Genomic DNA, 20,609 nt, shown 5'->3' on the forward strand with positions numbered 1-20,609 from the left:
TCAGGCCTCTGAGAATGCGTTCATCATTTGTTCGATATCGCTCAGGCCGTCGTCGGAAAGCGACAGGCCTTGCTCGTCCAGTGCCTGGGCGAACGTGCGCAGTTCGGGGTGGCTGAAGATCAGCCGCAGGGGCACATCCAGCCCCAGTTCAACGTTGATCCGCGACACCGCCTGGGCAGCCAGCAGGGAGTGGCCGCCCAGCTCGAAGAAGTTGTCGTTCAGGCCCACGCGGGCCACGTTCAGCAACTGCGCCCAGATGTTGGCCAGTTGCTGCTGGCGCTCGCTCTGCGGCGCCTCGTAGTCATGCTGCGGCTGGTTAGGGTCGGGCAGCGGCAGCGCCTTGCGGTCGAGCTTGCCGCTTGGCGTCAGCGGCATGCTTGGAAGGGTCACCAGGTAGGGCGGGATCATGTAGTCCGGCAGGCTGGCCTTGAGGTACTGCTTCAGCGCCAGGCGCAGGTCGCCGCTGTGGCCCTCAGCCGGTACGGCATAGGCGCACAGCTGCTTGCCGCCGGGCAGGTCGATGGCCAGCACGGTGGCTTCACGCACGTCCGGGTGTGCCCGCAGGTACTGCTCGATTTCACCCAGCTCGATACGGAAGCCCCGCACTTTCACCTGGTGGTCGACCCGCCCGCGATAGGCCAGCTGGCCGTTTTCGTCGTAGCAGCCGAGGTCGCCCGTGCGGTACAGGCGGCCACCGCCAACCGGGTCGAACGGGTCAGGGATGAAGCGTTCGGCCGTGAGCGACGGCCGCTGGTGATAACCACGCGCCAGGCAACCTGCTCCGCCGATGAACAGCTCACCGGGTACGCCGACCGGGGTCGGCGCCAGGCCTTCATCAAGCGCATGCAGGCTGCGGCCCGGCAAGGCGCGGCCGATTGGCACGCCCCCCTTGCTGATCTGCTGCCCGGTCATCTGCGAACAGTCATAGGTGGTGGCGACCACGGTGGCTTCGGTGGGGCCATAGGTGTTCAGCAAGCGCACCGCCGGCGGGCCATCCACCAGCCAGGCGCGCAGGGCGTCTTCCGGCACGGCTTCGCCGCCCACGTGAATCTGCTTCAGCCGGCCGTAGGCTTCGGGGGCCCGGCGTTCCAGCGCCAGCAGGCGCCAGTAGGCGGCCGGCAGGTCGGCTACGGTTACACCGTGGCGGTTGATTTCATCCAGCAAGGTGGCGGTATCCCACAGCCGCAGGTCGCGAAGCACCACACAGGCACCCTGGGCCAACGGCGGGAAGAACTGCTCGATGAAGCCGTCGAAGCTGAAGGTGGCGAACTGCAGAACGCGGTCGGCCGGGCTCAACCGCGAGTAATCGCCGGCTACCTGGCAGAACACCGACAAGGCATGGTGATCGATCGCTACGCCTTTGGGCATGCCGGTGGAGCCGGAGGTGTAAATCACGTAGGCCAGGTTCTGCGGTGCAGCCAGGTTCGCCAGCGGCTCGGCTGGCCAGGCTTGCAGCCACTCGATGCCGGGCTCCAGCACCACGCAAGGCAGCTGCTTGCCCAACTGCAGGCGATCACGTGAAGGCGCATCGGCCAGCAGCAGGCCGATGTTGCTGTCTTCGACCATGTAGGCCAGGCGCTCTTGCGGGTAGTCCGGGTCCAGCGGCACGTAGGCGCCCCCCGCCTTGTGGATGGCAATCAGCGCCAAGGCCATGCCCAGGCCGCGCTCCACGGCCACGCCGACCAGGCTGTCCGGACCTACGCCCAGCGCCCGCAGGCGATGCGCCAGCTGGTTGCTGCTGCGGTCCAGCTCGGCGTAGGTCAGCTGCTGGTCGTCGAAAATCAGCGCCACGGCGTCTGGCCGCTCACGCGCCTGGCGTTCAAACAACTCATGCGCACACAACCCGCTGGTGGCTTGAGGCGCAGGGTTCCAGCCATGGGTCAACTGCTGGCGCTCGGCGGTGCCAAGGAAGTCCAGCTCGGCAATGCAGCGCTGCGGCTCGGCGCAGATGGCTTCCAGCAACGCCTGCCAGTGCCCGGCCATGCGCTCGATGCGCGCCGCGTCGAACAGGTCGGTGCAATAGTTGAACGACGCCGTCACGCCATCGGAGCGCTCCAGCGTGTTCAGCGAAATGTCGTACTGCGCGCCCGGCTCCAGCAGGTCCACTTCCTTCACGCTCAGGCCGTGCAGGGCATCGCTGGACACCTGCTCGCCCAGGTCGCGCAGGTGGTTGTATAGCACCTGGAAGAACGGGTTCACGCCCTGGTCGCGGTCCGGGTACAGCGCTTCGGCCACCTCCAGGAATGGCACATCCTTGTTGGCCTGAGCCTGCAAGGTGGTTTCCTTGATGGCCGCCAGCAGCTGCGGGAACGGCTGGCTGCCGTCCACGCCGATGCGGGCCACCACCACGTTGATGAAGAAGCCGATCAGCCCTTCCAGCTCCAGGCGGTTGCGGTTGGTGACCGGCACGCCGATGTTCAGCGTGCCCTTGCGGCTGTAGCGCGACAGCACGATGGCATAGGCGGCCAGGAACACATGGAACAGCGTGGCGTTGGACGCCACCGCCAGTGCCCGCAAACGCTCGGTGAGGGCCAACGGCAGGCGCACGTCGAAGCGGCTGCCCTGGTAGCTCTTGACCTGCGGGCGAATGCGGTCGGCCGGCAGTTCGAGCACCTCGAAGTCGTCCTCCAGGCGCGCTTTCCAGTAATCGATCTGCGCCTGCATCTGCCCTTCGGCCAGCCACTTGCGCTGCCAGCCGGCGAAGTCGGCGTACTGCACAGGTAGAGGTTCGATGGCGTGCACCTGGCCGGTGGCCGCCGCGTTGTAGGCAGCGGCAAACTCGCGCACCAGCAGGCTCATCGACCAGCCGTCGGAAACGATATGGTGCAGGGTCAGCGACAGCAGGTGCTGCTGCTCATCCACCTTGAACAGGCGGGCACGCAGCAGCGGGCCGTGCTCCAGGTCGAACGGGACAAACGCTTCCGCTTCCAGCTTGCGCATCTGCGCCGCGTGGTCCTGGCCGCTGATGTCTTCGAAGCCGATCGGCACCGCAGCAGCCGGCAGGATGCGCTGCCACGGCAGGCCCTCAGCCTCTACGAACACAGTGCGCAGCGATTCGTGACGGGCGACCAGGGCGTCCAGCGCGGCCTGCACCGCTGCACGGTCAAGATTGCCCTGCATGCGCACCGCCATCGGTGTGTTGTAGGCCAGGCTTTCGGGGTTCAGCTTCCAGAACAGCCACTGGCGGTTTTGCGAGCGGGACACTGGCAGCGGCTGTTGCCGGTCAAGGATTTCGATGTCCAGCCCGGCACTCTGCTCGCCCTCGGCTACCGCTTGTGCGAAGGCTTGGAGGTCGACGGTGTCGAACAGGGCTCGCAACGGCAGATCCACGCCCAGTTGCTTGCGCACCCGTGATACGGCCTGCGTGGCCAGCAGCGAATGGCCGCCCAAGGCAAAGAAGTTATCGGTCAGGCCCACCTGCTCCACTTGCAGGACTTGCGCCCAGATTTGTGCCAACTGCACTTGCAACGGGGTCTGTGGTGCCTGGTAAAGCACCTGGGTGGCGACCGGCTCTGGCAGTGCCTTGACGTCCACCTTGCCGTTGACGGTGACCGGCAGGTGCTCCAGCACCATCAGGTAGGCTGGCACCATGTGTTCGGGCAGCAGGCCCTTGAGGGTGGCGCGGATCGAATCCTGCCAGGCCACGCTGTCGGTCGGCATCTGGCTCGGCACCAGCCATGCGGCCAGCTGCAATTGCGGCGCCTGACCATGCACGCGAACCACCGCGTTGGCCACACCCTCCAGCGCACGCAACCGGCTTTCGATTTCGGCCAGCTCTACACGGTAGCCACGGATTTTCACCTGGCCATCCATGCGCCCGGCAAATTGCAGGTCGCTGCCCTGGCGTACCCAGTCACCGCTGCGGTACAGGCGCTGGCCGTGGCTACCGTGTGGATCAGGGACGAAGCGCTCGGCGGTGAGCGCCGGGCGTTTCAGGTAGCCACGGGCCAGGCCGGCGCCACCGATGTACAGCTCGCCCTTGGCCTTGGCCGGCAGCGGTTGCAGGCAATGGTCGAGCACCGCTACGCGGGTGTTGGCCAATGGCTGGCCGAGGCGGGCTTGCTCGTCAAGCTCGGCGACCAGCACACCGACCGTTGTCTCGGTCGGGCCGTAGTGGTTGAACACCTTGAGCGACGGGCTCAGCTGGCGAATCTTGCCCAGCAGGCCCGGGCTGATGGCCTCGCCGCCCAGCACCAGGCATTGCGCTGGCAGCGCCGAACGGCCAGCCACCAGCATCGCCTCCAGGTGCGACGGCACGATCTTCAGCGCGTCCACCTCGTGGTCTGCCAGGTAGGTTGCAAAGCCTTCGGCGTCCAATACCTGTTCACGCGACAGCAGGTGCAGGGTATGGCCGCCGCACAGGGCACCGAACAACATGGTGTGGCCCAGGTCGGCAGCCGGCGTCGAGACCTGGGCCATGCTGCGGATGCGTTCGACCGGCAGGCGGGCGGCGATGCCATCGACGTAGTTGGCCAACGCACCGTGGCTGATCGCCACGCCCTTCGGCTGGCCAGTGGTGCCAGAGGTGTAGATCACATAGGCCAGGTTGGCCGGCTCGGGCGCAAGGCGCACGGCACCGGCGCTACCCGTTTGTGCCCAGTCGATGCGCTGCACGCCATCCGCCAGTTCAACCTGCCAGTTACCCGGTGCCAGCACCAGGCGCGTGCCGCTGTCGGCCAACATGTAGGCCAGGCGCTCGGCCGGTTGCTCAGGCTCCAGTGGCAAGTACGCAGCACCGGCCTTGAGCACGCCAAGGATGCTCGCGAGCATGCCAACGCTGCGGTCGGCCAGTACGCCGACCAGTGTGTCCGGCCCCACCCCGGCCTGGCTCAAGCGGCCGGCAATGGCTTCGGCCCGTGCATCGAGCTCGGCAAAGCTGGCCTGCTCGCCTGCGGCCATTACCGCCATACGCTGGGGGTGGCTGCTGGCGGCAGCGGCAAAGCGTTGATGAACCAGCAGGGTTGCCCCGCCTGGCTTCGGCTCACCTTGGGCAACGACCAGGCCCGGCAATGCCAGCTCGCCTACCGCACCCGCGGTTTCATCGGCCAGCGCTTGCACCAGGGCCAGCCACTGTTCGCCAAGGGCTTCGACGGTGGCGGCATCGAGCACATCGGTCGCGTAGGTGAACGCCGCATGCAACTGCCCGGCGCGTTCGTGGGTGTCCAGCGCCAGATCGAAGCGGGCGCTGTGCTTTTCCAGCGTGATCGGCGCCAGGCTCAGGCCGGAGCGGGTTTCGATGGCCTGCACATCTGCCACCTGCGCCTGGTGATTGAACAACACACGGAACAGCGGGCTTTCGGTGCTGCGCGGCAGGTCCAGAGCTTCGACCAGTTGTTCGAACGGCAAGTCCTGGTGGCTTTGCGCGCCCACGGCGGTTTCACGCACGCGTTGCAGCAGCCCGGCAATGTCCAGCAGCGGGTCGATCTCGGTGTGCAGTACCTGAGTGTTGATGAAGCAGCCGATCAGGCCCTGGCCTTCTGCACGGTTGCGGTTGGCGATGGGCACGCCAACGCGTATTGCGGTTTGGCCGCTGTAGCGCTGCAGCAGCAGCTTGAAGGCGGCCAGCAGGACCATGAACAGGGTGGCATTGTGCTTGCGGGCCACACCGCGCAGGCGCTCGGCGACGTTTGCGGCGATGGGGAACTCGTGGCGTGCGCCCCGGTAGCTGGGCCGGCCCTGGCGGGTGCGGTCCAGCGGCAGCTCCAACGCCGAATGGTCGTCACCCAGGCGGGTTTGCCAGTAAGCCAGCTGGCGCTCCTGTTCCCCGGCTTCCAGCCAGCTACGCTGCCACAGGGCATAGTCGCGGTACTGGATGGGCAGCGGCTCAAGGGTGGCGTCGGTGCCCGCCGCGGCAGCGTCGTACAGGCGCAGGAACTCGTCGATCAGCACGTTCATCGACCAGCCGTCGGCGACGATGTGGTGCAGGGTCAGCAGCAGCACATGGTCCTGTGGGGCCAGTTGCAGCAGGCGCACGCGTAGCAGCGGGCCGCTGGCCAGGTCGAACGGGGCCAGCGCCTCGGCTTCGGCGATGGCCTCGACAGCGGCCTGGCGGGCACTTTCGTCCAGTTCGGCCAGTGCATCCTGGCGCAACTGCAACGGGGCAGCGACGGCATCGACCTGCTGGCGTACGTCATCGCCATCGGCGACAAAGCGGGTACGCAGGGTTTCGTAGCGGGCAATCAGGGCATCGAAGGCGTGCTGCAGGGCTTGCAGGTCCAGCGGACCGTGCAGGCGCACCGCCATGGGCAAGTTGTACGCCGCGCCCTGCGGGTCGAGCTGCCAGAGGAACCACATGCGCCGCTGGGCGTACGACAGCTGGTCACGCTCGGCCACCTCCACACCTGGCGCAATCGGCAGCACGGAAAAGTCCATGCCCTCGCCCTGCAGCGCCTTGAGGAACAGGCGGCGCTTGTCGGGGCTGAGTTCGATGAAGCGGCGGGCGAGCTTGAGCGTTTGATCAGCATTCATGTCGAGCGGTGTCCTGGCAGTCGAGCGGTAACTGTCAGACGAAGGCATGGGGGGCTGATTTAGGGGGAGTTCCAGCGGAGCAATTGTCTTGCCGCGACTCCTGCGAGCAATCATCCGAACTGATGAGCTATGTCCGCGAACCGACCATCACCGGGAAAAAATCAGATTTGACAGCTTCCTTGTAGGGCATTTCCCAAAGATACTCTCGCAGCCTGTTTTCCGTTGCGGCTGTTTAGGCAGCGCTCTAGTCTCGGTGGGTCGCTGCATATCAGCGATCGGCTTTGACAGGCCGCGACGAGATACTCGCATGGCTTTGCCCTTTATGGTGGCTGTGCATGGGGCACGTTCGCGTGCGCCGGTTCTGGTATCCGCCGGTCTGTCAACCTGTGCACAGCTGCCACCTACCTGTTTGACAGCAAGTGGGGGACGGCCCTAGAAATGGATACCAAAGCATGCTGAAAGTAGTCCCCGACCCACCCCACAACCCCCATTCCCTTGAAGACACCCTGATCCAGGCCACCGACTACGCGTTATGCGCAGCCACCGTGGTGCATCAGGCATTGTTGCTTCAACCCAAATCACCGGCTTCGATCCTTATGATGACCTCGATGCATGAGCTGGAGGCGCTGCGGGCTTTGCTTGAGTCGGCGCTGGTTCAGGTGCAGATGCCTGCTGGACCCACGCCATTGCACTAAGGCTGGTCAATGTGTTGCCAGGGCCGGCCCTTTCGCGGGCTTGCCCGCTCCCACAGGATCACCGCAGGTTCAAGGTCTGCATAATTCCTGTGGGAGCGGGCGCGCCCGCGAAGAGGCCCGTCCAGGCAGTCGAGAACTTTCAGGGGATACAACAATGACAACAGAAGACACTCAATTCACCGTCGGCAAAACCACTTTCTACCAGGGCGAAAACGGCACCCACCCACTGTTTCGCATCGAACCCGGCATCCCGTGCCGCGACGCCCGCGAGCAATCATCCGAACTGATGGGCTATGTACGCGAACTGACCATCACCGGCCTGATGGACGAAAAACCGATGATGATCTGGGCTGCCCACTACCTGAGCGCGATGGCCAAGGCACTGATGGATGATGCAGAGCTGGGGATGAAGCAGTGAGGGATTGGCTTCAGGTTGCATGAAGGCCTCAATGTGTTCGCCATCACAGTTTCAGCGCCTGCTAGATCGAGCGCCGCCCGCGCGGCGCTTCGCGGGCACGCCCGCTCCCACAGGGATTGCATCTCTGCTTAGGGCGCGGATGATCCTGCGGGGGCCAGCAAATCAATGACCGTCAGCGCAGCAGCTCGGAATGCCCCTCGGCCATCGCCACCACTACCTTGCGCTTGCCGGTAAACGGCGAGCGGGCATGGGCCGCGAGCATGTTGTCGAGCATCAGCACGTCGTTCGCCAGCCACGGGAAGCTGATGGTGCACTCGTCCAGCACCCCGCGCACTTCATCGAGCAACGCATCTTCAATGGTCGTACCATCCCCGTAGTACACGTTACGCGGCAGGTCCTCTTCCTCGACGATGTCCATCAGCGATTCGCGCACTTCCGGTTGCAGGTTCGACACATGGAACAGGTGCGCCTGGTTGAACCACACGTTGTCCCCGGTTACCGGATGCCGCCCCACCACCTGGCAACGCTGACGGGTGCGCAGTTCGCCGTCATCCTTCCAGATGCACTCGATGGCATGCGCCCGGCAGTAGGCCTCGACCTGGCGCGGGTCTTCGGTGTTGAACACCTGCGACCACTCAACATCCAGGCCGTTGCCGTAGTTGCGCACGTACATCAAGCCCTTCTCTTCCAGCCGCTGGCGAATACGCACCGGCATGCGCCGGTACACTTCGCGGCTGTCGGCGATTGGCGTTTCACCCCCGGTCTCGGCGGGGATCACGCTGTAGAACCAGATCTTCATCGGCCATTCCAGGGTGTAGGCCTGCTCGTTGTGCAGCGGGATGCTCTGGTGCGCCGGGTATTCGGTGGAGGTGTACACGCCCTTGGTCACGTTGCTGCGCGGGGTAGAGCCGAACTCGTAGTTGAGCAGCGGGTGGCCGAAGGAGGCAGCGAACTGACGGAAGGCTTCGGCACCCGCCACTTCGAACCCGCGGAACAGAATGCCGCCCGCTTGCAGCAGGTGCCGGTCCACCAGCGGCTGCAGCTCGGCAAAGGCTTCCAGCAGGTCGATGCCCGGTTCAGGCGCACGCACCAGCAGCGGCAGGTTGCCACGCGCGGCATCCAAAGGTTCGATGGCAAAGCTCAGCAGTTCACTCATGTACGGTCACCTCAAGCCAGGGCCGCGTTGGCGGCGAAATCGGGTTTTGCGCCATGGCGGCGCCTGACTAGATGAACGAGCGGGCCTGCGGGAAATTCACCAGGGCAACACACACAGGTAAAGCGAGACCGTGCCGGTTCGTCTGAACGATGTGCACCCCTTTATCGCCCAGGAACCGTACATGACTCGCCAGCTTCTGCTCCTCGCCCTGCTCGCTGCGGCCCCGGCCGCCTGGTCAGCGGAGCAATGCGCCGTGGAAATCCACGGCACCGACCAGATGACTTTCGACAAGGCCGCCATCACCGTACCCAAGGCCTGCACCTCGTTCACCGTCACCCTCACCCACCCTGGCACCATGCCGAAGAACGTGATGGGCCATAACTGGGTACTCAGCACCCAGGCCGACATGCAGGGCGTGCTGGACGACGGCCAGAAGGCCGGCGAGGCGCAGGACTACGTCAAACCTGGCGACACCCGGGTGATCGCCCACACCCGCCTGATCGGCGGCGGCGAAAAGGACAGCGTCACCCTGGATACAAAACTGCTGAAGGCCGGTACCGACTACAGCTTCTACTGCTCGTTCCCGTTCCACAGCACCTTGATGAAGGGCACCCTGACCCTCGGCAGCTGACCCCGCCCCCACCTCACCAGCGAGATCACGTTTCATGAAAACCTCCTCCCCCGGGGCCATCCGCGAACTGCTGGCCCTGCTCAAACCCTACCGCCCTGCGGTAATCGTTTCGGTGCTGCTGGGCATGGTCGGCGGCCTGGCAGTGACTGCCCTGCTGGCCACCGTCAACCGGGGCCTGCACGCCGAAGGCGGCATGAGCCAGGGCGTGATCCTGGCCTTTGCCGGCCTGTGCGTGCTGGCCTTGGTCAGCAGCGTGGCGGCTGACAGCGGCACCAACTACGTGGGCCAGAAGGTCATTGCCCGGTTGCGCAAGGACCTGGGCGCCAAGGTGCTGTCGGCGCCAATCGAACAGATCGAGCGCTACCGCACCCACCGCCTGATCCCGGTGCTGACCCGTGACGTCGACACCATCAGCGACTTTGCCTTCGCCTTCGCCCCGCTGGCGATCTCACTCACCACGGTGACCGGTTGCATGGCCTACCTGGCCTGGCTGTCGTGGCCGATCTTTGCCATTACCCTGGTAGCCATCGGTATCGGCAGCGGCGTGCAGTACATCGCCCGGCAAAAAGGCGTGGCCGGCTTCAACGCCGCCCGCGATGCCGAAGACAACCTGCAAAAGCACTACTCGGCCATTGCCGAAGGCGCCAAGGAACTGCGCATCGACCGCCGCCGCCGCCATGCCATGCTGACGCGCAATATCCAGGGCACCGCCGACTTCATTGCCAATACCCACATCCGCGCCATCAACATCTTCGTGGTGGCCAAGAGCCTGGGCTCGATGCTGTTCTTCGTGGTCATCGGCCTGACCCTGGCCCTGCAATCGCTGTGGCCAAGCAACGACCCGGCGGTGATGAGCGGTTTCGTGCTGGTGCTGCTGTACATGAAAGGCCCGCTGGAAACGCTGATCGGCAACCTGCCGATCCTTGGCCGCGCCCAGGTGGCGTTCCGCCGCATTGCCGACTTGTCCGAGCGCTTTTCCTCGCCCGAACCGCACCTGTTGCTGGAACCCCCGGTCAAGCGCGAAGCCTTGGCTACCGCGCACCTGGAACTGCGCAACGTCGAGTACGCCTACCCGCCGGTGGATGGCAAGGAGCCGTTCCGTGTGGGGCCGGTCAACCTGAGCATCGAGCCGGGCGAAATCCTGTTCATCGTCGGTGAAAACGGCTGCGGCAAGACCTCGCTGATCAAGCTGTTGCTGGGCCTGTACACCCCGCAAAGCGGCGAAGTGCGCTTGAACGGCAAGGCCATCGGCCCGGAAGGGTTGGACGATTATCGCCAGCTGTTTACGACCGTGTTTGCCGATTACTACCTGTTCGAAGACCTCCCGGAGCACGAACACAGCCTGCCGGAAGATGCCACGCGCTACCTGGAACGGCTGGAGATTGCCCACAAGGTCAGCGTGCGCGACGGTGCCTTCACCACCACCGACCTGTCCACCGGGCAGCGCAAGCGCCTGGCGCTGGTCAATGCCTGGCTGGACGGGCGACCGGTACTGGTGTTTGACGAATGGGCGGCAGACCAGGATCCGACCTTCCGCCGCGTGTTCTACACCGAGCTGTTGCCGGACCTGAAGCGGTTGGGCAAGACCATTATCGTGATCTCGCATGATGACCGGTATTTCGATACGGCGGACAAAGTGGTGCACCTTAGCCGTGGGAAGGTTGTGGTGAAGGCCTTGGAGCCGGCTTGAGAGACTGAGGGGCGTAATGCCAGTCAGTTAAGACTGCCGGGGCTGCTGCGCAGCCCATCGCAGGCAAGCCAGCTCCCACACCGATTGCACTGAACTCAAGCCATGCGCCGTTACCTGTGGGAGCTGGCTTGCCGGCGATGGGCCGCAACGCGGCCCCAAATTGCTTGACTGACTGGCATTATCCTATAGCTGCTCTATAGTTTGTCTATAATCGTTCTATAATTACCTATAAAGCGTCGCTGCCAGAGCCTCTATAATGTCCCTATAATCACTCTATAATTAGCTATAAATCCAAATGGGAGGCCGAAATGCCGGAATCCGTCTATCACCGCCCAGCGCTCGCATCGCGCCTGTCGAAATTGATCCTGCAAGTCGCCGTAGGCAGTGCTGCAAGCTCGGGTGTGTTCCTGGCTGCGCCCAGGCGTACCGGTAAATCCACCTTTGCCCGCGAAGACCTGCGCCCCGCTCTGGAAGCAGCCGGAGCAATTGTGTTGTATGCCGACCTGTGGAAGGACCTGACCAAAGACCCAGGCCAGGTGATCGTGGAAACCGTGCGTGAGACGGTCGGGCGTAACGAAGGGTTCATCACACGGCTGGCAAAGTCCTCAGGCATGGAGAAGGTTACTGTCGGCGGCCTGAATTTCAGCGTGGACAAGATCGGCCTAGGGCAGGATATCGACCTCACCACCGCCTTGGTGGCGCTCTCCGATGAGTCACGCAAGATCATCGTCTTGATCATTGACGAGGCGCAGCACGCAATCACAACCGATCAGGGCATAGCAGCCTTGTTCGCCCTCAAGGCTGCCCGGGACGAACTCAACAGCTCGAAGCACCATGGCCTGCGCATCGTTTGCACAGGCTCAAACCGGGACAAACTGGCCATGCTGCGCAATAGCAAGGATCAGGCGTTTTTCGGCGCCGCGATGGTGCAATTCCCGACCTTGGATCAGGACTTCATCGACTGGCTTTGCGCCAATATCGACCTCCCCAGCGCACTCGACCCGGCAGAGGTGTTCCAGCTGTTCAAGGAAAGTGGCTACCGCCCTGAGCTACTGGGCGCGGCAGCGGATGAAATCCGCTTCGACTTCGGTATTGAGCCAGAGACCGTTCCCGCACGTTTCCGTGAACTTGTTCAGGCGCAAGCGGAGGATCTTGATGCAAACCTGAAAAAGGTGATCCGCAGCCTTACGCCTATCCAGTCCGCTGTTCTGCGTGTCATGTGCCTGAAGGGTAACGAATACGCACCGTTTGAGGCCCCAACCTTGGCTCTGTACGTCAAGGCGATGGAACAGGCGGGGGTGGACGAAAACGAAGTCAAGGCCGAGGTACCGGGGGTGCAGCAAGCACTCATCGCCTTGCAGGACAAACACCTGGTGTGGAAGGCATCAAGGGGCGTGTATGCAGTCGATGAGCAGGTGATAGTCGATCTGGTACGCGCCGATGGATTGCTGGAAGGGCTTGGTTGATAGCGTACAGCGCCAAGTCTACTCGGCGCTGTACGCAAACCGTAATCAGAACAACCAGCTATACAACGCGTAAGCCACCACCACCGCCAGCACCGGCCGCAGCACGCGGTAGGCCTTGGGGTTGGCGCGCTTGAACTGCTTTACACGGCCGCTGATCCTGTTGCTGAAGCGCTTGCTCCAGGCGTAGGCCTGGTTGATCCCGCCCACGCGCTCGTCGTCGGTGTTCTGCGGCGCGGTAGCACGGCCAAGGAAGGCGCTGACCTTGCGGTTGATGCGGGTCATGAACGGGCTGCTCAGCGGGCGTTCGATGTCGCAGAACAGGATCACGCGGGTGACGTCGGTCTCGTTCTTGACCCAGTGCACGTAGGTTTCGTCGAACATCACGTCTTCACCGTCGCGCCAGGCGTATTGCTCGCCATCAACGTAGATGCGGCAAGCATCGGAGTTGGGGGTAGACAGGCCCAGGTGGTAGCGCAGGGAGCCTGCGAACGGGTCACGGTGCGGGTTGAGATGGCTACCGCCAGGCAGCAGGGCAAACATGGCGCCCTTGACGTTGGGGATGCTACTGACCAGCTCCACAGTGCGCGGGCACAGGGTTTCGGCAGACGGCAGCGGCTTGTCGTACCACTTCAGGTAAAAACGCTTCCAGCCCTTCTTGAAGAACGAACCGAAGCCGGCGTCGTTGTCCTTTTCGGCTGCGCGAATATAGCCCTCGTCGAACAGGCGCATGGCCTCTTCGCGGATTTCCTGCCAGTTGTCCTTCAGCACATCCAGCTCGGGGAAGCGCTGACGATCCAGGTAGGGCTTGGACGGCACGCCCGAGAACAGGTACATCAACGCGTTGTAGGGGGCGAACAGCGCCGAGTGGTTGACGAACTGGCGCAACACCGGCAGGCGGGCCTTGCCGCGCAGGTGCACGAACAGCACGCTGCCGAAGAACACCAGCAAGACACCCGCCTTGGCTGCAAAGGAAAAGGTCATGCTTTCACTCCTTGGGGAAGAGCCAGGGCTGCGCGTCCTGCTCTCCTGAAAATCATCCTGCCATCATAAACCGATCCCGCCGAGGTAAAAACAACCCGGGCGGGATCGCATTGATGAAGATTTTGCAATAAACCAGGCCGCCGATTGTTGCGCCGGATCAGCGGCAAGGCCGATTACTGCTGGTTTTCCTGCTCGCTGAACATGTCGGCAAACAACATGCTCGACAGGTAACGCTCGCCCGAATCCGGCAGTACTACGACAATGGTCTTACCCTGCATTTCAGGTTTTTCGGCCAGGCGAACGGCAGCGGCCATGGCTGCGCCACAGGAAATACCGCAAAGGATGCCCTCTTCCTGCATCAGGCGGATGGCCATTGCCTTGGATTCTTCATCGGTTACCGTTTCCACCTGGTCGACAATCGACAAGTCGAGGTTTTTCGGCACGAAACCGGCGCCAATGCCCTGGATCTTGTGCGGGCTAGGCTTGAGCTCCTCGCCGGCCAGGGTCTGGGTGATCAGCGGCGACGAAACAGGTTCAACGGCCACCGACAGGATCGCCTTGCCCTGGGTGTGCTTGATGTAGCGCGATACGCCGGTGATAGTCCCGCCGGTGCCAACGCCTGCGACCAGCACGTCGACTGCGCCATCGGTGTCATTCCAGATTTCCGGGCCGGTGGTTTTCTCATGAATGGCCGGGTTGGCCGGGTTTTCGAACTGGCCCGGCAGGAAGTACCGGGCCGGGTCGGACGCGACGATTTCGCTGGCCTTCTCGATGGCGCCCTTCATGCCCTTGGCCGGGTCGGTCAGTACCAGTTCGGCGCCCAGTGCCTTCAGCACCTTGCGGCGCTCCAGGCTCATCGAAGCTGGCATGGTCAGCATCAGCTTGTAGCCACGGGCAGCGGCGACGAAGGCCAGGCCGATACCGGTATTGCCCGAGGTGGGCTCGACGATGGTCATGCCCGGCTTGAGCTTGCCGTTGCTCTCGGCGTCCCAGACCATGTTCGCGCCAATGCGGCACTTGACCGAGTAGCCCGGGTTACGCCCTTCGATCTTGGCCAGGATGGTCACGCCGCGCGGAGCGATGCGGTTGATCTGCACCAGCGGCGTGTTACCGATGGAGTGGGCGTTGTCTGCAAAGATACGGCTCATGGCAGGGGTCCTTGGCATGAAAAAGAGCGGGGAAAGACCTCAAGGGTAAGCCCCGGCCGGTGGCCCGTAAAGCCTGTTCGAACTCGGCCGGGCAGGTTGCGGTCAACCGCACAACCTGCTTGGGAGACGCCCCGATGAGAGCCCGTTACCGCTGGCCGCTTGCAGGCCTGGCCAGCCTGGTCGCGCTGCTGGTAGCCCTGCACCTGGCCCTGCCCTACCTGGTGCGCGACTACCTGAACGACAAACTGGCCGACATGGGCGAGTACCGGGGCCAGGTGGCCGATGTGGACCTGGCCTGGTGGCGCGGCGCGTACCAGATCAACGGCCTGAAAATCGTCAAGACCAGCGGCAAGGTGCCAGTGCCACTGCTCGACGCACCGCTGATCGACCTTTCGGTAAGCTGGAGTTCGCTGTGGTACGACCAGGCGGTGGTGGCCGAAGTAACCTTCGTGCACCCGCAACTGAACTTCGTCGACGGTGGTAGCAAGCAGGCATCGCAAACCGGCCGCGGCACCGACTGGCGCCAACAACTGGAAAAACTGCTGCCCATCACCCTTGACGAGGTGCGGATCGAAAACGGCGTGCTCGCCTTTCGCAACTTCAACGCCAAGCCACCGGTCGACCTCAAGGCCACCCAGCTGAACGCCAGCATCCGCAACCTGACCAATGTGCGCAACAAACAGGGCCGGCGCGACGCCAGCCTGGACGCCAGCGCCCTGCTGCTGGGCGATGCCAAGGTCGAAAGCCGTGCCACCTTCGACCCGTTCAGCGACTTCGACGATTTCCAGTTCCGCTTGCGCGCCACGGGCATCGAGTTGCGCAGGCTGAATGACTTTTCAAGCGCCTATGGCAAGTTCGACTTCAATGCTGGCCATGGTGACCTGGTGATCGAGGCGCAGGCCGAGAATGGCCGGCTCACGGGCTACATCAAACCGTTGCTGCGCGATGTGGACGTGTTCAACTGGCAACAGGATGTGCAGGAAATGGACAAAGGCTTTTTCCGCTCGGTGTGGGAGGCATTGATAGGGGCCACCGAGACCGTGCTCAAGAACCAGCGCAAAAACCAGTTTGCCACCCGCGTGGAGCTCAGCGGCAGCGTGCACAAGCAGGATATCAGCGCCTTCGAGGCGTTCTTGCAGATACTGCGTAACGGCTTTGTCCAGGCCTTCAATGCGCGGTATGAACAGCCCGGGCCGGATGCCGACTGAGTGGGCGTGACGGGGCATTCAGGGACTGAATACCCGGTCTGCGTTTTCAGCTGCCTAAGCCCGCGTTATAGTCGGTGACAAATCGAAAACAGGTGTTGGGCCTTTCGCGGGCACGCCCGCTCCCACAGGTACCCCACAGCTCCAGAAGTTCGTGCAACTCCTGTGGGAGCGGGCATGCCCGCGAAGAGGCCGGCACAGGCTTACAACAGAGGACAGCCCCATGAAGTTCGAAGGCACCCGCGACTACGTCGCCACAGACGACCTGAAACTGGCGGTAAACGCGGCTATCACCCTCGAACGCCCGCTGCTGGTCAAGGGCGAGCCCGGCACCGGCAAGACCATGCTTGCCGAGCAACTGGCGGCATCCTTCGGCGCGCGCCTGATCACCTGGCACATCAAGTCCACCACCAAGGCCCATCAGGGCCTGTACGAGTACGACGCGGTCAGCCGCCTGCGCGACTCGCAGCTGGGCGTGGACAAGGTGCACGATGTGCGCAACTACCTGAAAAAGGGCAAGCTGTGGGAAGCCTTCGAAGCCGAAGAGCGGGTGATCCTGCTGATCGACGAAATCGACAAGGCCGACATCGAGTTCCCCAACGACCTGCTGCAAGAACTCGACAAGATGGAGTTCTACGTCTACGAAATCGACGAGACCATCAAGGCAAAACAACGCCCGATCATCATCATTACCTCCAACAACGAAAAAGAGCTGCCCGACGCCTTCCTGCGCCGCTGCTTCTTCCACTACATCGCCTTCCCGGACCGCACCACGCTGCAACAGATTGTCGACGTGCACTACCCCAACATCAGCCAGTCGCTGGTCAGCGAAGCACTGGATGTGTTCTTCGACGTGCGCAAGGTGCCGGGCCTGAAGAAAAAGCCGTCCACCTCCGAGCTGGTCGACTGGCTGAAGCTGTTGATGGCCGACAACATCGGTGAAGCCGTGCTGCGCGAACGCGACCCGACCAAGGCCATCCCGCCGCTGGCAGGTGCCCTGGTGAAAAACGAGCAGGACGTGCAGTTGCTGGAGCGCCTGGCCTTCATGAGCCGGCGCGGCAACCGCTGACAGGAGCCGGGCCATGCTGCTCAACCTGTTCAATGAAATGCGTGCAGCCAAGGTACCGGTGTCGGTGCGCGAGCTGCTGGACCTGCACCATGCCCTGCAAAAGCACGTGGTGTTCGCCGACATGGACGAGTTCTACTACCTCGCCCGCGCCATCCTGGTGAAGGACGAACGCCATTTCGACAAGTTCGACCGTGCTTTTGCTGCCTACTTCAAGGGCCTGGAAAACCTCGACCGGCACATCGAGGCTCTCATCCCCGAAGACTGGCTGCGCAAGGAATTCGAGCGCTCGCTCAGCGATGAAGAGCGCGCACAGATCCAGACCCTGGGTGGCCTGGACAAGTTGATCGAGGCATTCAAGCAGCGCCTCCAAGAGCAGAAGGAACGCCATGCCGGCGGCAACAAGTGGATCGGCACCGGCGGCACCAGCCCGTTTGGCTCGGGTGGTTTCAACCCCGAGGGCATCCGCGTAGGCGAAGCCGGCAAGCGCCAGGGCAAGGCGGTGAAGGTGTGGGACCAGCGCGAATACAAGAACCTGGACGACCAGGTGGAACTGGGCACGCGCAACATCAAGCTGGCCCTGCGCCGGCTGCGCAAGTTTGCCCGAGAAGGCGCCGCCGAAGAGCTGGACATCGATGGCACCATCGACCACACCGCACGTGACGCAGGCTTGCTGAACATCCAGATGCGCCCCGAGCGGCGCAACACGGTGAAGCTGCTGCTACTGTTCGACATCGGCGGCTCGATGGACGCGCACATCAAGGTCTGCGAAGAGCTGTTCTCGGCCTGCAAGACCGAGTTCAAGCACCTGGAGTACTACTACTTCCACAACTGCGTATACGAGTCGGTGTGGAAGAACAACCTGCGCCGCACCTCGGAGCGGTATTCCACCTTCGACCTGCTGCACAAGTATGGTGACGACTACAAAGTGATTTTCGTCGGCGACGCAGCCATGGCGCCCTACGAAATCACCCAGCCGGGCGGCAGCGTGGAGCATTGGAACGAAGAGGCCGGGTATGTGTGGATACAGCGGTTCATGGAGAAATTCAGGAAGATCATCTGGATCAACCCGTATCCGAAGCAGGCCTGGGACTACACCGCTTCGACCCATCTGGTGCGGGACCTGATCGAAGACAAGATGTACCCGCTGACCTTGCAGGGGTTGGAGGAAGGGATGCGTTACTTGTCCAAGTGATGTTGTTTGCACCGGCCCTTTCGCGGGCACGCCCGCTCCCACAGGTCCCCACAGACTCGGAATGCGGTGGTGTACCTGTGGGAGCGGGCGAGCCCGCGAAAGGGCCAGCGGCCTTACAACCAACGGTCCATGTAGTGCTGCTGCTCCCGCCAGGCCTCATCCTGCACCACAGCCCTGAACCGCACAGCAGCCCCCGGCATGCACTGCGCCAGTTGCGCCAAAGCCAACGGCGTCAACGCCCCCAGCCGCGGATACCCGCCAATGGTCTGCCGGTCATTGAGCAACACGATCGGTTGCCCGTCCGGCGGAACCTGCACCGCCCCCAGCGGGATACCTTCGGAAATCATCGGCACGCCCTGGTAGACCAGTTGCGGCCCCAGCAGGCGGATGCCCATGCGGTCGGCCCGGCTGTCCAGTGTCCAGTCACTGTTGAACGCCTCAAACAGGCTGGTACCGCTGAAATCACCAATCTGCGCGCCCATCACCAGGTCGAGAACAGGCTTTTGTGCGTACGTAGGCCGCAACGTTTCCGGCACCTCACGCAAACTTGCTAATGCACCCGCGAAAGCCAGTATCTGGCCCCTGCCAAGCGCAGCACCTCGGCCATCGACCCCGCCCAGCCCTTCGCGAACGACCGTGGCACAGCTACCTAGCACATCATCGCCCTGAAACCCGCCAGGTGCCGCCAGATAAGCCCGCACACCCTGCTTTGGCTGCTTCAGGGTCAACCGCTGGCCTTTACCCAAGGCAAAGCTGCGCCAAGGTGCCATCGGCTTATCGTCGATCCGCGCATCCAGGTCGGCACCCGCCAGCGCCAGCACGCAATCCTCTTCCGCCACCACGCTGAAACCACCGAGCGCCACCTCAACCACCGGCGCCCCCAACGGGTTGCCCAGCAACCAGTTCGCCCAGTGCATCGCCACCCAGTCCAGTGCCCCGCCCTGAGTCACGCCCAGGTGGCGCACGCCAAAGCGCCCGGCGTCCTGCAACTGGCACAACGGCGTACTGGCCTCGATCTTCAACTGCTTCATCCCTGCGCCTCCACATCACCACCCAAGGCCAGGAATTCGCTGCGCAAAACCGGCACGAAGCGCACCCGGTCACCCGGTTGCAACAGGCTGTAGCCCTCGCGATCCCGGTCGAACAGGCGCACCGGGGTACGGCCAATCAGGTTCCAGCCGCCCGGCGATACCGCCGGATACGCTGCCGTCTGCCGCTCGGCAATGCCCACGCTACCCGCCGCCACACGCTTGCGCGGTGTGCTCAGGCGCGGGCTGGCCAGGCGCTCGTCCACCAGGCCCATGAAGCCGAAACCGGGGGCGAAGCCCAAAGCGAATACCGGGTAGTCGCGCCCGCTGTGCAAGCGGATGACATCGGCTTCACTCAAGCCGCTGCGGGCCGCCAGAACGGGCAGCTCCGGGCCGACGCTGGCGTCATACCAGACTGGAATCTCATGCCGCCGGCCACCACTGCCGGTGTCTGGCTGCAAACCGTCCAGCGCCTGGGTGATCAGCGCCCTCGCCTCGCCTGGCGGCAGATCGAACTGCACCATCAGCGTGGTGTAAGACGGCACCAGGTCAACCAGATGCTGGCCGAACGCAGCGCTCAAGCGTTGGCTGGCGGCGAGCATCCATGGCATGTTGGCCTCGTCGATACGGTCGAACAGGCGCACCATCAGGCTGTCGATGGCCACCACTTCGATGCGCAGCTTCATCGTGCCTCCAGCGCATCAAGGGCCTGGCGTATCTGCCGCACCGCCGCCACCGAACTGTCGTTGTCGCCATGCACACACAGGGTACTGGCCTGCAGGCGCAAGGCACTGCCATCGTCCGCGACCAGAGTATCGCCACGGGCCAGGCGCACGGCCTGCTCCACCACCAATGCCGGGTCGTGGTGCACCGCACCGGGCAGGCGTCGCGACACCAGATGACCGCTGGCGGTGTAGGCGCGGTCGGCGAACGCCTCGAACCACAGCGGCACGCCGACTTCATCGCCCAGCGCCTGGGCGGCGCGGTTGTCGGCAGTAGCCATGAGCATCAGCGGCAGGTTGCTATCGTAGGCCGCCACGGCCTCCAGCACCGTGCGCAGCTTGAGCGGGTCGGCCATCATGTCGTTGTACAACGCGCCATGGGGTTTCACATAGGCCACGCGGCCGCCCAGCACCTTGCAGATACCCTCCAGCGCGCCGATCTGGTAGTGCAGCAAGTCGCGGATTTCCTCCGGGCTGCAAGCCATGGAGCGGCGGCCAAAGCCGACCAGGTCCGGGTAAGCGGGGTGCGCGCCGATGGCCACCCCATGCTCCAGCGCCAGCGCCACGGTGCGGCGCATGATGCCGGGGTCACCCGCGTGGTAGCCACAGGCGATGTTGGCGCAGTCGATGTAGGGCATCACCTCGGCGTCCAGGCCCATGCGCCAGCTGCCAAAACTCTCACCCATGTCGCAATTGAGTAGCAGGCGTTCCACCACGTGGTCTCCCTTGTTGTTGTCCAT

At 63.5% G+C, this 20,609-nt stretch carries 15 protein-coding genes; 8 read left to right on the forward strand and 7 right to left on the reverse strand.

Annotation, left to right across the window (positions count from 1 at the left end; all coding sequences use genetic code 11):
- Complete coding sequence (locus ACFY9W_RS05385) at positions 1-6,468, reverse strand: amino acid adenylation domain-containing protein (protein WP_391126792.1); 6,468 nt, start codon at positions 6,466-6,468, stop codon at positions 1-3.
- Positions 6,469-6,920: 452 nt separating this feature from the next.
- Here ACFY9W_RS05385 and ACFY9W_RS05390 point away from each other — a divergent pair, with 452 nt between their 5' ends.
- Complete coding sequence (locus ACFY9W_RS05390) at positions 6,921-7,163, forward strand: hypothetical protein (protein ID WP_391126795.1); 243 nt, start codon at positions 6,921-6,923, stop codon at positions 7,161-7,163.
- 154 nt (positions 7,164-7,317) lie between these two features.
- Positions 7,318-7,581, forward strand: a complete 264-nt coding sequence (locus tag ACFY9W_RS05395; protein WP_019473937.1) for a DUF3077 domain-containing protein — start codon at positions 7,318-7,320, stop codon at positions 7,579-7,581.
- A gap of 172 nt (positions 7,582-7,753) precedes the next feature.
- On the opposite strand, the gene ACFY9W_RS05400 is transcribed toward ACFY9W_RS05395, so the two are convergent.
- A complete protein-coding gene (locus tag ACFY9W_RS05400; protein ID WP_391126799.1) occupies positions 7,754-8,737 on the reverse strand; it encodes a TauD/TfdA family dioxygenase in 984 nt (327 codons plus the stop codon).
- A 181-nt stretch (positions 8,738-8,918) separates the two neighbouring features.
- Between ACFY9W_RS05400 and azu the strand changes: the two genes are divergently transcribed.
- The 3 genes from azu to ACFY9W_RS05415 all read left to right on the forward strand — a co-directional run bounded on the left by azu (position 8,919) and on the right by ACFY9W_RS05415 (position 12,524).
- Entirely contained in the window at positions 8,919-9,368 is a 450-nt protein-coding gene (azu, locus tag ACFY9W_RS05405; protein ID WP_391126802.1) for an azurin, read from the forward strand.
- A 34-nt stretch (positions 9,369-9,402) separates the two neighbouring features.
- On the forward strand, positions 9,403-11,058 hold the full coding sequence (locus ACFY9W_RS05410; RefSeq protein ID WP_391126805.1) for a cyclic peptide export ABC transporter: 1,656 nt from the start codon (positions 9,403-9,405) through the stop codon (positions 11,056-11,058).
- A 488-nt stretch (positions 11,059-11,546) separates the two neighbouring features.
- Positions 11,547-12,524: an ATP-binding protein gene (locus tag ACFY9W_RS05415; RefSeq protein WP_391127209.1), complete on the forward strand. Its 978-nt coding sequence runs from the start codon at positions 11,547-11,549 to the stop codon at positions 12,522-12,524.
- A gap of 45 nt (positions 12,525-12,569) precedes the next feature.
- Here ACFY9W_RS05415 and ACFY9W_RS05420 read toward each other — a convergent pair whose 3' ends face one another.
- Together ACFY9W_RS05420 and cysK are read right to left on the reverse strand one after the other, a co-directional pair.
- Positions 12,570-13,505: an aspartyl/asparaginyl beta-hydroxylase domain-containing protein gene (locus ACFY9W_RS05420; protein ID WP_391126808.1), complete on the reverse strand. Its 936-nt coding sequence runs from the start codon at positions 13,503-13,505 to the stop codon at positions 12,570-12,572.
- A gap of 173 nt (positions 13,506-13,678) precedes the next feature.
- Positions 13,679-14,653, reverse strand: coding sequence for a cysteine synthase A (cysK, locus tag ACFY9W_RS05425; RefSeq protein WP_391126811.1), 975 nt, complete (start codon positions 14,651-14,653; stop codon positions 13,679-13,681).
- Positions 14,654-14,787: 134 nt separating this feature from the next.
- On the opposite strand from cysK, the gene ACFY9W_RS05430 reads away from it, so the two are divergent.
- From ACFY9W_RS05430 to ACFY9W_RS05440, 3 genes are all read left to right on the forward strand, one after another.
- Positions 14,788-15,861 (forward strand): DUF748 domain-containing protein, encoded by a 1,074-nt coding sequence (locus ACFY9W_RS05430; protein WP_391126814.1) that lies wholly within the window; start codon positions 14,788-14,790, stop codon positions 15,859-15,861.
- Between the two features lie 220 nt (positions 15,862-16,081).
- The gene (locus ACFY9W_RS05435) at positions 16,082-16,927 is read left to right on the forward strand and encodes a MoxR family ATPase (RefSeq protein WP_012273667.1); all 846 of its coding nucleotides are present in this window, start codon (positions 16,082-16,084) and stop codon (positions 16,925-16,927) included.
- Between the two features lie 13 nt (positions 16,928-16,940).
- Positions 16,941-18,119, forward strand: coding sequence for a VWA domain-containing protein (locus tag ACFY9W_RS05440; protein ID WP_391126817.1), 1,179 nt, complete (start codon positions 16,941-16,943; stop codon positions 18,117-18,119).
- Positions 18,120-18,232: 113 nt separating this feature from the next.
- Here ACFY9W_RS05440 and ACFY9W_RS05445 read toward each other — a convergent pair whose 3' ends face one another.
- The 3 genes from ACFY9W_RS05445 to ACFY9W_RS05455 are packed head-to-tail and all read right to left on the reverse strand — an operon-like array spanning position 18,233 to position 20,609.
- Positions 18,233-19,150, reverse strand: coding sequence for a 5-oxoprolinase/urea amidolyase family protein (locus tag ACFY9W_RS05445; protein ID WP_391126820.1), 918 nt, complete (start codon positions 19,148-19,150; stop codon positions 18,233-18,235).
- Positions 19,147-19,833 carry a 5-oxoprolinase subunit PxpB gene (gene pxpB / locus ACFY9W_RS05450; RefSeq protein ID WP_391126823.1) on the reverse strand — a complete coding sequence of 229 codons (687 nt, stop codon included), beginning with the start codon at positions 19,831-19,833 and terminating at the stop codon, positions 19,147-19,149. Before pxpB ends, ACFY9W_RS05445 begins: the two co-directional genes overlap by 4 nt.
- Complete coding sequence (locus tag ACFY9W_RS05455) at positions 19,830-20,609, reverse strand: 5-oxoprolinase subunit PxpA (protein ID WP_391126826.1); 780 nt, start codon at positions 20,607-20,609, stop codon at positions 19,830-19,832. Before ACFY9W_RS05455 ends, pxpB begins: the two co-directional genes overlap by 4 nt.

It is taken from the genome of Pseudomonas sp. NPDC008258 (genome assembly GCF_042956345.1).
GTDB lineage: Bacteria > Pseudomonadota > Gammaproteobacteria > Pseudomonadales > Pseudomonadaceae > Aquipseudomonas.